This is a genomic window from Clostridioides sp. ES-S-0108-01, assembly GCF_020662285.1.
Classification (GTDB): Bacteria; Bacillota; Clostridia; order Peptostreptococcales; family Peptostreptococcaceae; genus Clostridioides.
In genome coordinates this window covers 267,835-281,716 of sequence record NZ_JADGMN010000001.1, presented here as the reverse complement: position 1 = coordinate 281,716, position 13,882 = coordinate 267,835, and the positions used below count along the sequence as shown (strand labels likewise).

Sequence of the window (13,882 nt, the reverse complement as noted above, 5' to 3'; positions counted from 1 at the left end):
AACTTAATTATACCTTAATTGGATATATTTATCTATTTTATTTGTTTATTGTTTGTGTTGCATTTTACTAAAAAATTACATAATATCGCAAAATAAAAGTAATCAAATTATATCTTTATAAGTACAATAAAAATAACTTGCATATATCTAAACTAAATAATATACAAGTTATTTTTTATGGTTGTATTATATATAATTATTAAAACTCAGCGTTTTTAGGAGTTCTTGGGAAAGGTATAACGTCTCTTATATTAGACATACCTGTCATATACATAATTATTCTTTCAAATCCAAGACCAAATCCAGAGTGAGTAGCAGTACCAAATTTTCTAAGTTCTAAGTACCACCAATAATCTTCTTCTCTTAATCCCATTTCATGAATTCTATCTAACAACACATCTTCTCTTTCTTCTCTTTGAGAACCTCCTACGATTTCTCCAACTCCAGGAACTAATAAATCCATTGCTCTAACAGTTTTTCCATCTTCATTCATTCTCATGTAGAAAGCTTTTATATCTTTTGGATAATCTGTAACAAAAACTGGACAATTGTATATTTGCTCTGTTATATATCTTTCATGCTCAGTTTGAAGGTCACATCCCCACTCAACAGGATACTCAAATTCATGACCTGATTCAATCAATAACTCTACTGCTTTAGTATATGTTATTCTAATAAATTCAGAATTTACTATCTTGTTTAATCTTTCTAATAATCCTTTATCTATAAAACTATTAAAGAATTCCATTTCTTCAGGAGCATTTTCTAAAACATAGCTTATAACATATTTTATCATATCTTCTGCAAGTTCCATGTTATCTTCAAGGTCTGCAAAAACTATCTCTGGCTCTATCATCCAGAATTCTGAAGCATGTCTTCCCGTATAAGAATTTTCTGCTCTAAATGTAGGTCCAAAAGTATAAACATTTCTAAAAGAAAGTGCCATTATTTCAGCATTTAATTGACCACTAACCGTTAAATTAGCTTCTTTTCCAAAAAAATCTTGAGTATAGTCTATTTTGCCATCTTCTGTTTTTGGAATATCATTTAAATCCATAGTTGTTATTCTAAACATTTCTCCTGCACCTTCACAGTCACTACCTGTGATGATTGGAGAATGTGCATATACAAAGTTTCTTTCTTGGAAAAACTTGTGTATTGCATATGCAGCTATTGATCTTACTCTAAATACAGCTGAAAAAGTATTACTTCTTGGTCTTAAATGTGCTATTGTTCTTAAATATTCAAGTGTATGTCTCTTCTTTTGTAGTGGATATGAACTATCTGATTCTCCTTCCACAACTATACTTTTTGCATGTATTTCTACTGGTTGCTTAGCTCCTTCTGTAGATACCAATTCTCCCTCTACAAGTATAGATGAGCTTATTGGTAATTTTCCTACCTCTTTAAAATTTTCTACTTTCTCATCAAATACTATCTGCATATTTTTAAAGAAACTTCCATCATTTAACTCTATAAATCCAAAGTTCTTAGATACTCTAGATGTCCTTATCCATCCAGCTACTTTTACAGTTTTCCCTATGTACTGCTCTTTATCTCTGTACAATTCTTTTACTGTTATAAATTCCTTTTGCATTTTAAATCCTCCTAGTATAATTGTATTATTTTCTTCTAAGTATAATTTCAATAAAAAAAGCCCTTCATCCCTATATAAAGGGACGAAAGACTATTACTTTCGCGGTACCACCCTAGTTGTCATAATGACCTCTTAGTTAAGCAATGCTTAAAGCTTATAACGGTGCCTTCCGTCTAATTCTACTTACTAAATAAGCTTTCGATTAGAAACTCCAAGATGTTCTTCAACATAAACCTCGTATTGAGCTTTCACCATCCTCAACTCGCTAAAACTACATTTTATATCTACTCTTCTCTTCACAGTATTTATCTTCTATTATTTCTGCTAATTAACAAAATTATACCAATTTATAAATTTTTAGTCAATAAGTTTATATAATTGATATTGATTGCCATTTATAATATGAGTATTTATAAAAAAGTAGAGTAGTATCATGTTTCTCAAATTAGATTCAATTATTTAAAAAAACACTACTCTACATAATCACAATAAATACTCATCTTCGTTACTGAATTTTTTTCGTTATTGAATTTTTAAAATTTTATAACTTACTTCCATTATCAACCCAATCTTTTGCTTCTTTAACACCCTTAAGTGAAGGTACTGAAACTTTACTATGAGGTTTTAACTTTTCAACATCAGCCCATGCTGCTGTTGACTCATTTCCAACTAAAAGTGAACTTTTAAGTCTTTTATTATCTTTACCTTTTAATGCTCTTGCTTTTTTATTTTCCAAAACTATCACCTCTATTATTTATTTTGTAATAGTTTTAGCAATTTTTCAAATTAAATTCATAAGTCAAAATTATAATGATTTTTAAATCAATAATATATGTTTTTAAACTTAATTTATATCTATTTGTATACAAAATGTTTATCTCATATACAAATAATATAGAACTGTATTTTTAATTTTCGTATTTATTTCTAATTCTATTTTTTGACTATATAGACTTTATTATAAAATTAAACTATTCATAAAGTATAATTTTATATAATTTTTTATTTATAGAGTATTTGCTATCTGTTGAATTGTATTTTTTAAATTTAAAATTCCATATCCCTGTGATACATTTGGATATGTATATATATCAAGTTTTGTAGCTCCCAATATCAAATACGTTTTTAAAACTTGCGTAAAGAGTGCTAATCTCGGTATATTATCTTGTTTTTCTAAGTATTCCATTAATAAAGCTAAAACGCCAGTTACTATAGAACTACTCACTCCTGTACCTGTACCTGTATTATATGTTCCATTTTTATATGTAGATATTATATCTACACCTGAAGCTACTATATCTGGCTTAATTCCTCTCCCTCTAATTGGTCCTTTTGAAGAACCAATCCACATACTATCAGTCTTATTATTAAATGCACCAACTGTAATTACATCATCACTAGCAGCATACATAGTTATCGTAGCTATTGAATCAGGGTCTAAAAATCTTGTATCTTGAGCTATCAAGTTTTTATTTGGCAAGTATATGTCATATCCTCCTCCGATTACAAGTTCTGAAGTTAATCTTAAAGTCCATACACCAGGCTTTATATCTCTTAATCTCATCTCCAGATTTTCTTTTCCAGAAGTAATATAAGGATAAATAAATCGCATTGCATAAGTAGTATTTTCTAAATTAAATTTTCCTCTATATATATAAAAATCTGGAGAATATCTTATATCATGACTAACTTCACCTGAAGGAGATATTATTTGTGCTCCTATTTTATCTGGGCCATTCGTGTTTAAAGTTATATCAAGTGTATAGTCATCTCCATCTTGTATTATTACATCTTGAACCTCACCTACACGGCTAAAACTTCCAGAATAATGAATATCTGTATTCCCTTGGTTTCCTGCACCACTCACTACTACCACACCAGCACTACTCAATATATTAAATGTATCTAATATTGAGGTAGTTGCTACAGCACCTGACTTAACTCCAATGGTCAAATTTATTATCAGAGGCTTATTTTCTGTTCTTGCTATATTGGTAACATATGTTATAGCTGCTAAAAAATCTGAAACACTGTAATTTATCCTTCCAGCATAATAAGTACCAATATATGATTTTAATTTCACCACTATTAAATCTGATTCTGTAGCAATACCTCTATACTGTGAGTTTACTCTTCCATTTCCAACCAGTATACCGGAAGCTAAAGTTCCAGTACCTATATTATCTTGACTTAAACTTCTATCATTTCTATTTATGGCTGTATTTAACTCACTTCTTGTAAATTCACTTCCAAAAATAAAACCTTCTGGAGGCGAATTTGTATTTGCTTCTTGGTCCCATAAATATAAAACTTTACTGGTTCCATCGGCATTTATAAAGTCAGGATGCAAATAATCTATACCAGAATCTATAACTGCCAATAAAATTCCTCTTCCTGTTATATCATTATATGGATTTTCATAGATATACTCAGTTTCAGCTGCTGTTGTAATAGTTTCTCCATTATCTACATTATTAGTTATATCAATTAGACTGCTCATTGGAGCAGATTCCTCCCACCAAGCAACTTGCAATATATTATTTAAAATAGTTTCATCAAAATCTATAGGTACATATATTACTGCAAGCTGACTATTTAAGACCATATACCTATTTATTCCATTTTCTTGAAGTGCAGTTTCTATATCACCTTGATAAATTATACAATAAGATTTTTCCATAAAACCCTCCTACCTTAAAACATCAAACATGCCTCTAACATCCAAAGCTCCATATCCAGCACTTGTGTTTGGATATACTGTATTCGAATCTTTTTTAGCTCCAGCTTGCAGAAATGTTTTTAGTTTTTGAACATATGCTTGATTTGGATATCTACCGTCAACAAAAGTATATTGAAAATACATTGCTGCTGCACCTGATACATGTGCACTTGCTGCTGCTGTCCCTGTTATGGTTGCATACCTATTTCCAGGGTAAGCTGCTATTATACTAACTCCTGGTGCTACTAAATCTGGCTTCAATCTATCTTCAATAGTTGGACCTCTTGATGAACTTTGCCATAAGCTATTATTAATAGTATTATAGGCCCCTACAGTTATTAAATCATCCTGAACAGCAGGATAATTTATAGTATAAAAAGGATCAACCTGTCTAAATCTAGTTCCACTTTTTAAAAACACTCTGTTTGGCAGGTATAAATTGTATATTCCATTTATAATATAAACTCCAATTAACCTAACTTTCCATGCTCCTCTTTTAGCATTTCTCAAAGTAATATTCGTAAACTGCTGACCTGAAAAAGTAGTTGGATATACATACGTTATAAAATACTCAGTTCCTTCTAAATCAAATAAACCTGTAATCCTATTATAACTTGATACACCAACACTTTTACTTTCCTCACCTGAAGGGGATATTATTATTACATTTGCCTTATCTGGCTTATTTAACCAAAGTTCTAATGATAGTTCTTCTTCATCTTCATTTAACTCCAACTCGATATCAACAAAACCTGTAGGTGGTATCCTACCAGATGTATGTGTTTGAGTATTTCCCTCATTTCCTGCTCCTGCTGTTATGCATAGCCCTCTAGTAAAAAATGCTTTTTCACTATTACTTCTATTAGTTAAACCAACCAAACTACTACTACCCAAAGATACATTTATAACTATTGGTCTTCCAAGTTCAAAAGCTTTTTTATATGCGTACTGAGATGCAGCAAATAACATTGCATTATTATAAAAACCATCTATCTTAGCAAGTTTTATTATTATAAGTTCAGCCTCTTCTGCTATACCTGCATATTCACTATTTACATTTCCAAGCCCTGCACATATACCACTTAACATAGTTCCTTGACCAACTTCATCTTGAGATAGACTAGGGTCATTATTTGCAATAGCTCTATTTATATCTTCTCGTGTATACTCCGTTCCAATATAAAAACCTTCTGGTGGATTTCCATCTTTTGTTTGGTCCCACAAATATACTATTTTTGAAGTTCCATCTGGATAAATAAAATCTCTGTGTAAATAGTCTATTCCTGTATCTACAATTGCTATAATGGTACCTCTACCCGTTATAGTAATATTTGGATTATTTTTAAAGAAATTTACACCTATTTCTTCTGTTGCAACTACACCTCCAAAAGTACCTTGATTAATCTCTCCAAGCAAGGACATTTTTATAGTTGATTCTGACCTTATAATTGATGGAAGTTCTAGTATCCTTTGTATACTATTGTAATCATCAGCATTTATAGGCAATACACCTAGAGAATCACTTAATTTAAAAAAATCAAAACCCATGCCTAGAGCATTTAACTCACTTTCAAATTCAGGAGTATGAATTATATTTATTCCTGCCAAAGTCCCTGTTTGTCTCTTCATATATTCATGATAAAAACTTTCTTGTCTAATTTCATCTTTTGTGTTCGTATTGTAACCATCTATAGCTTTATAATTATTTTCTTCACCTTTAAATAACTTTTTAGTACTTCTATATTCAAGGTCTTCTGCTTCTAAGTCCTGATTTATACTAGATAGAGTGTACAAATCTATATCTGATAAATCTAAAAATCCAAAGCCTGATGAATTATTTGGATAAGATTGATTGCTCAATCTCCTTGCCCCTCTTAAAAGTAATGCTCTTAATTTCTGAGAATACAAAAACAAATCATTTCCATTTACAATTCCCCATTCCATAAACAAAGAGCAAACTCCTGTGACATGAGGAGTAGCCATACTTGTTCCAGTTAATGCTCCACTTGTACCTCCTGGTAAAAAAGATATTATATTTTCACCTGGAGCTAATAAATCTGGTTTAAATACACCTAATTGTGTATCTCCTTCTCCAGAAAATATAGATACTATGTCTGTTCTTGAATTGAAACTACCCACTGTTATAACTCTACTTGCTGTCCCAGGAACTGTTACAGTAAGTTCTTGAGTAGGAATTAGAAACCTTGTATTTCTATTTAATCCTTCAGAAGTTGGTAAGTATATGTTTACATTACCAGTTACTATGTCTATTGGTTCAAATACAATTCTCCATAAACCAGGGGTTATCTGTGTATTTGAACTCAATTGTAAAGTAACTCTTCTTGTAAGAGAATATGGAGCTATAGGATAAAAATAACCTGTTATTCTGGTTTCCCCCAAATTATTTCTTATTTCACCTGAAGTTAGAGAAATTGATTGTGTTTGATTATTTGATGGATTTACTAAATGTACACTAAAATCATCAACAAAATCTGGCCATATGTTTACATTTAATATACGTTCTCCTTCTCCAACTACAAACTCAACTTCTTCTGTAGTATTATTTTGAAGTCTAATCCTTTTATGACCACCTTTATCTGCGTTATTTCCAGCTGCTATAACTATATTATTTTTCCAAAACAAACACATATCATCTATATATTGTTCAAATAAGGATGTTCCTCTATGTGAACCTTCATTACTTCCATAACTTATATTTAATGTAACAGGCATTCTTAATTCTAATGCTCTGTCTAAAATGAATTTAATTGCCCTCATAAATTCTGTACTTCTCGAAAAAACATCTGTCTGTATATTCCCTACTCTTACCACTATTATCCTAGCATCACTTGCAATACTTGAACAAATGCCTGCAACATGTGTACCATGTAAACTAGTTGTTGAAATCGGTATATACATATTTCCAGCTATTGCATTATTTATATCTTCATTAGTATATAATGTACCTTCTCTAAAACCTTCTGGTGGATTTCCTTGAATAGACTGGTCCCAATAATATAATATTTTAGACCTTCCATCACTATCTCTAAATACAGGTAGAGTATAATCTATACCCGAATCGATTATACCAATTATAGTTCCTTTTCCAGTTAAACCAGTTCTATTTTTAAAACCTGTTATTCCTGTACTTGAAAAACTTTGTACATCCTGAGTTTGTAATATAAAAGGTTTTTCTATAAATTCAATTTCTGGATAAGTTAAAAGTGCATTTATATCTTCTTCATTACTTGATGTTATTATTGCATATGATGGATTAAGTATCTCTACTGATACACCTAATTCTTGTTCTAATCTCAATATATCTCCATTATATTTTACAATTAATTCATAATTTATTATAATCACCTCGATTTTTAAAATTATTATTAATGTATATGTTTTCTATAGTTCTAAAATGTATCAGAGTATATAATTTTTAAAGTTCAATCATGCAATTTATAATAGAGATATTTATAATAATACAGTATATTTGTATATCATTACTCTTAAAATTATATACCTAAATAAAATCACCTCTAAAATCTTTAAATTTTATATTTATTTGTCATAATTAAATGAAATGTATATTTTTAAAAACAATGAAAGATAGCTTTTTACTCAAAATTTATATTACAAAAAACTTACTTTAATAAAAAATATCACTTTTTTCAATTTAAGTTATAAGTAAACATAATGTACTTAATTTTTATCATAAATATAAAGCTTTCATGTATTTATAATTTTATATTAATCATACTATATTAATACTGCTTTTTATTGTATAATAAGCTATAAATATTAACTTGAACTTAAATTTAAGTATATCTAAATTTAACAAATATAAGAAAGGTTGTGTCATTTTGCAAGATAAAAAAATTTATTTAAATATTGTATTTACTGTAGTTGTTTCATATATCTTGATTAAGCTTATTGATAACTACAAATATTTCTTTGGGGTGATAAGTCTATTAATGTCACTACTAACACCATTTATAATAGCATTTATACTAGCATATATATTCAATCCATTAGTAAAACTTTTGGAAAGTAAACTAAACTTTAAGAGAATACATTCGTTACTCCTTACTTATGGTGTACTCATAATCATACTAGTATCTTTTATATTATTTACAGTACCATCCATAGTAAACAGTTTGGCTGATTTAGTAACTCAAGTTCCTACATATATAGATAAAACAGAGCAGTTTTTATTTGATTTAGGTAAAAGTTTACAATCAGTAGACCCTAATACATTAAAAGAATACGGTGACAAAATTATGAGCGTAATGCCTAAGTTTAGTAACTTACTTATTGGCTCACTTGGTGGGATATTCAGTACTACTTTTTCTGTCGGAAAATTTATAGTACAATTTCTTTTAGGTTTTATAATTTGTTTTTATATATTGTTAGAAAAAGAAAAGTTCTTACTATTTACAAAGAAAGTAATTTACATTTCTTTAGGTAAAAAATATGGAGACTTTATAATAGAATTGTGCCAGAGTTTGAACTTAAATATTGGTAAGTATTTTACAGGTAAAATTCTAGATTCTTTTATCGTTGGATTACTTTCTGGAATTGGTCTTTACTTTTTGAAATCTGAATATGCACTATTATTTGGTACACTTATGGGTATCATGAATATGGTTCCATATTTTGGTCCAGTAATAGGTATGGCACCAGTTGTAATAATCAATTTATTCTATAATCCAACAACTGCTTTAACTTCTTTGATTTATTTAATAATAATTCAACAAGTTGAAGTTACATTTATAGAACCAAAAATTGTAGGTGGACAACTAGGTCTTAGCCCATTTTTTACAATACTAGCAGTTACTGTTGGTGGAGGATTCTTTGGTATACCTGGTATGATTCTATCCGCTCCTGTAATGGGTGTCATAAAGATATATTTCTGTGAATTTGTAAATCGTAGACATGATAAAATACAAATGGAATAAAAACACAATTTAATTACGATTTTGTAATCAAAGGTTACAGCTGTGTAACTGTAATATTATTCTCTTTAATGGTAATATTTAATTATAGGAAACATACAATGTTATTAAGTAATGAATCTTATATAATTAAAATACGAAAGAGGGTTTTAGTATGAAAAAAGTACTTATATCTTTATTAGTTTTATCTTGTTTGTTATTAACTGCACCAGTAAATGAATCTTCTTATGCCGATTCTCAAAAGAATGTTCCTGTAAACCAAAATACTAAATTGACTCAAGAACAAGCTAAAGAACTTTTAGTAAAATACAACAATAAAGTTGATTACATATATCAAGGAAATGCTAGCGACTTTGAAGCATTAAAAGCTAAAAATCTTAATGGTTATGTATTTTTACCAGATGCAGATGGTGACATTGGTTACTTTATAAATGAAAATACTTCTGAGATATATTACTTCCACCCAAGTGGATATCTTGAATTAGTTAATCAACAACAAAATAATAAATAACTAATAAAAAATGGATGCAAATTTGGTATAAATTTGTCATCCATTTTGTTTTTATTTTAAAGTTGTTTCTTTTTCCACACTTTAACTATTTTTTAATCCTGCGCCTGCTCTTTTATAAGTTTCTTTATATCTACAGCAGGTTCATCTTCCATTTTTATAACTTTACCTTCCCATGTTCTAAGCATAACATAATCTGTTCCTTTTGATACAAGATACTGTGGAAGCAAAGGAGTCTTTCCTCCTCCTTTTGGAGCATTCACTATATATGTTGGTATCGCCATTCCTGATGTATATCCTCTTAAATACTCCATGATTTCAAGACCATCATCCACTGATGTATTGAAATGTTTTGTTCCCTTTACATGTTTACTTTGAAATATATAATAAGGTTTTACTCTTATTTTTAGTAATTCTTGATTCAAGCATCTCATTACAAACTTATCATTATTTATACCATTTAATAATACTGCTTGATTTCCTAATGGAACTCCTGCATTTGCTAGTTTTTCACATGCTTCCTTAGATTCTTTAGTTATTTCCATTGGATGATTAAAATGCGTATTTATATATATAGGATGATATTTTTTTAGCATATTACAAAATTCATCTGTGATTCTTTGTGGCATTGTAACAAGAGTTCTAGTTCCTAATCTAACATAATCAATATGTGGTATTTCTTTAAGTTGACTAAGAATCCATTCTAAATAATCATCTTTTAATGTAAGAGCATCTCCTCCTGTCACTAGCACATCTCTTATTTCTTCATTTTCTCTAATATAGTCTATAGATTCTTGGATAATAGCTTTTGACTTATGAGAATCTTGTTGCCCAATATTTCTTCTTCTTTGACAGTGTCTACAATACATAGCACACTCATTTGTTACATTTATTATTAATCTATCGGGGTATCTTCTAGTTATACATCCAGCTGGATTCGTGTACTCTTCTCCCATGGGGTCTAAGTCATCTTGTTCATCTTCCAGTTCTATATGCGTTGGTATGGACAGTAATTTTATTGGGTCACATATATCTTCTGGGTCTATCAAACTCAAATAATATGGAGATATTGCCCATCTAAATTGAGTACCTACCTCTTTTATATATTCTTTTTCTTTTTTAGTTAGAGTTATAATCTTTGATAAAGTATCTACATCTGTTATTCTATTTGATAATTGCCATTTATAGTTATTCCAATCTTTTTCTGTTCCATTTAATATACTTAATATTTTCTGTTTTCGTTTATTTATCTCTTCTTCTTTTTCAAGACCTCTGTTAATCGTTTTTCTAGCCTGAATATAATCATCAATTTTTGATTTTAGTTCAGCAGCTCTCTCTAAGGATATTCTAGTTTGTTCATTCATAATTTTTTGCTATCAACATTAACTACATATATTATTTGATAGCATCCTCCTTTCTGAAATGTTTATATCATTCTGATAGGCAGATTTAATTTTGCCATATAGATTTTATAACAAATGAAATTGAATTAATTTTTGCATTTTTTTTATTAGTTTGCACATTTATGAAAATTTTTACGCTTTCGTCAATAAATTACAATATATTATGCATTTTTTTTAACAAATGATTAATTTTTTCTATTTTTAAGAATTATTTTATCATAAAACGATTATGTTTTCAAGATTATTCAAGTTAAAACTTTAATAGAAATTAAAGTATTTTATTAAATAATAAAAGCGAAGGTTTATTATAATAAATTTCTCCGCTTTTTTATTTATTTAATTAAATCATAGTGAAATAGCTCTGACTCTTAAGAAGTGACTTTATTATATTCAGCCCTTTTTCCAATTCCTCTACATCTTTTGGAGCTGTTACACAAATACGAACTGCTTTTGGTACAGTAGAATTTCCCACTGAAAAACGTTCGGCACAGTATACTTGAACTCCTAGTTTTTTTGCACATATCTCAAATGACTTTCCATCTAATTCATCAGGAAGAAGTAACCAGCGAAAACTACAATTTTTATCACCAATTAAATTATAGTCTGATAAAATTTTATCAGCAACTTCATTTCTTTCTACAATAGCATCTTTTTTCTCTTCTATAATTTTATCTATAATAGGAGAATACAGTAAACGGTGTACTATTTCTGCAGTAAATGGAGAAACCATTAGATTCATGTTATATAGTGCCTTTTCTAAGTTTTCTATATAGTGTTTTGGAGCAACTACAAATGCTATTCTAAGACCAGCACATAAAAACTTAGATGTACTAAAAATATATACAGTATTGTTGCTAGCTAAAGAAAATATAGGGGTTTGTATATTAGGTCTAAGAATACTATTTATTGCATCTTCAATAATTATTATATTATACTTCTTTGCTATCTCTGCTATTTTTTTGCGAGACAAATTAGACATAGAATGTGTTGTTGGGTTATGATAGTCTGGTATAAGATATATACCTTTTATATTTTCATTTTTACAATAACTTTCAAGAGATTCAATTGACATTTCATTATTTTCCTGAGGAATTGGAATCAATTGAATGCCTATCATTTTAGCTATTGACTTAATTCCAGAAAAACTCAAAGAATCTGTAGCAATCCTATCACCAGCTTTAAATAGTCCCAGTAAAGTTGCACATATAGCATTCTGTCCTCCTGTAGATAGTATTATATTTTCTTCACTAGTATATACATTATTTCTTTCTAACCATTTTGCAATTGATTTTTTTTGCATATATGTACCAGAAGGAGACATGTATTGCAAAAATCTATCCATTTCTGGCTGTTTTAATACATTTTTAATAAAATCAATAATATATGTATTTTGTTCGTATGGAGGGTGTACTGTACCTAGTTCAATTATATCTTTTGATTCTGTTTGATATAACAATGTATTACTTACATTTACATCAGAAGAAATGAAAGTTCCTTTTCCCACTTTTGCACATATTAACCCTTTTTCTTCACAAAGCTTAAATGCACGTGTTATTGTACTTAAATTTAAATCCAAAAAATCTGCTAATTCTCGTTGTGGTGGTAACTTATCTCCAGGATTTAAATTTCCCATTTTAATATCTTCTTCCAATAACATTGCCAAAGTTTTATATATCGGTGGTTTTCGATTATTTAATTTTGGCTTCCATGTCATAGGATAGTTTTTAAATGAATTTATTGGCATATAATTACTCCTTTTAATATAATTGTCCTCCATACAATTTTATTATTGTATGTTTATATTTTAAATGCTATACTTGTATTTGTAAATAGCTATTTCAAAATAAACAGAATAAGAGAGGTATAAATATGAAGACTATAGGCTTAATTGGTGGTATGAGTTGGGAAAGTACCATTACATATTACCAGGTTATTAATACAGTAATAAAAGAAAGATTAGGTGGACTACATTCTTCTAAATGTATACTTTACAGTGTAGATTTTCAAGAAATTGAAGAATGCCAGTCTAGTGGAAATTGGGAAAAAAGTGCTAAAATTCTATCTGATGCTGCAATTAAATTACAAAGTGCAGGGGCAGATTTTATTGTTATATGTACTAATACTATGCATAAGGTAGCAGATAAAATACAAGAAAATATACATATTCCATTACTAAACATAGCAAATGTAACTGCTGAAGTATTGAAAGAAAAAGGAGTAAAAAAAGTAGCTTTATTGGGTACTAAATATACAATGGAACAAGATTTTTATAAAAATATAATTATTAATAATGGGATTGAGGTTTTAATTCCAAATGAAGATGACCGTATAATAGTAAACAATACAATATTTAACGAACTTTGTGTAGGAATTGTATCTGATTCTTCAAAAAAGGCTTTCTTATCTATTATAGATAAGCTTGGCAAGCAAGGTGCAGATGGTGTTATATTAGGATGTACAGAAATAGGTCTTCTAGTTAAACAAAATGACACTTCTATCCCACTGTTTGATACAACCCTAATACATGCAATAGAAGCTGCATTAAAGTCAATTTAAAACGATATTAATAATAAAAAATACTTTTTAAACTGAAAATTTGAAACCCCTATATAAATAAGGATAGTATGATTCTCCTCATACTATCCTCTTTTTTAGGTTTAATTTTCCAATAAATCACAAAATTGATACTCTTAATTTGTGCAC

General features: G+C 28.9%; 9 protein-coding genes and 1 other annotated feature. Of the genes, 3 read left to right on the top strand and 6 right to left on the bottom strand.

Annotated features, from left to right (window positions below; all coding sequences use genetic code 11):
* Positions 1–199: 199 nt before the first annotated feature.
* From asnS to cspBA, 4 genes are all read right to left on the bottom strand, one after another.
* Complete coding sequence (asnS, locus tag IR152_RS01245) at positions 200–1,597, bottom strand: asparagine--tRNA ligase (RefSeq protein WP_227450025.1); 1,398 nt, start codon at positions 1,595–1,597, stop codon at positions 200–202.
* A gap of 75 nt (positions 1,598–1,672) precedes the next feature.
* Positions 1,673–1,906 (bottom strand) — a binding site (T-box leader).
* Positions 1,907–2,138: 232 nt separating this feature from the next.
* Entirely contained in the window at positions 2,139–2,342 is a 204-nt protein-coding gene (locus IR152_RS01240) for a CDIF630_02480 family spore surface protein (RefSeq protein ID WP_413927457.1), read from the bottom strand.
* Positions 2,343–2,603: 261 nt separating this feature from the next.
* Entirely contained in the window at positions 2,604–4,277 is a 1,674-nt protein-coding gene (gene cspC, locus IR152_RS01235) for a bile acid germinant receptor pseudoprotease CspC (RefSeq protein ID WP_227450023.1), read from the bottom strand.
* Positions 4,278–4,286: 9 nt separating this feature from the next.
* Positions 4,287–7,682, bottom strand: coding sequence for a bifunctional germination protease/germinant receptor pseudoprotease CspBA (gene cspBA / locus IR152_RS01230; protein WP_227450022.1), 3,396 nt, complete (start codon positions 7,680–7,682; stop codon positions 4,287–4,289).
* Between the two features lie 494 nt (positions 7,683–8,176).
* On the opposite strand from cspBA, the gene IR152_RS01225 reads away from it, so the two are divergent.
* Positions 8,177–9,271, top strand: a complete 1,095-nt coding sequence (locus IR152_RS01225; protein ID WP_227450021.1) for an AI-2E family transporter — start codon at positions 8,177–8,179, stop codon at positions 9,269–9,271.
* A 151-nt stretch (positions 9,272–9,422) separates the two neighbouring features.
* Complete coding sequence (locus tag IR152_RS01220) at positions 9,423–9,779, top strand: hypothetical protein (RefSeq protein ID WP_227450020.1); 357 nt, start codon at positions 9,423–9,425, stop codon at positions 9,777–9,779.
* Between the two features lie 92 nt (positions 9,780–9,871).
* Here IR152_RS01220 and eam read toward each other — a convergent pair whose 3' ends face one another.
* Both eam and IR152_RS01210 read right to left on the bottom strand, forming a co-directional pair.
* Positions 9,872–11,140 (bottom strand): glutamate 2,3-aminomutase, encoded by a 1,269-nt coding sequence (gene eam, locus IR152_RS01215; protein WP_227450019.1) that lies wholly within the window; start codon positions 11,138–11,140, stop codon positions 9,872–9,874.
* Between the two features lie 379 nt (positions 11,141–11,519).
* Positions 11,520–12,923, bottom strand: a complete 1,404-nt coding sequence (locus IR152_RS01210) for a PLP-dependent aminotransferase family protein (protein WP_227450018.1) — start codon at positions 12,921–12,923, stop codon at positions 11,520–11,522.
* Between the two features lie 125 nt (positions 12,924–13,048).
* Here IR152_RS01210 and IR152_RS01205 point away from each other — a divergent pair, with 125 nt between their 5' ends.
* A complete protein-coding gene (locus tag IR152_RS01205) occupies positions 13,049–13,735 on the top strand; it encodes an aspartate/glutamate racemase family protein (RefSeq protein ID WP_227450017.1) in 687 nt (228 codons plus the stop codon).
* Positions 13,736–13,882 lie beyond the last annotated feature (147 nt).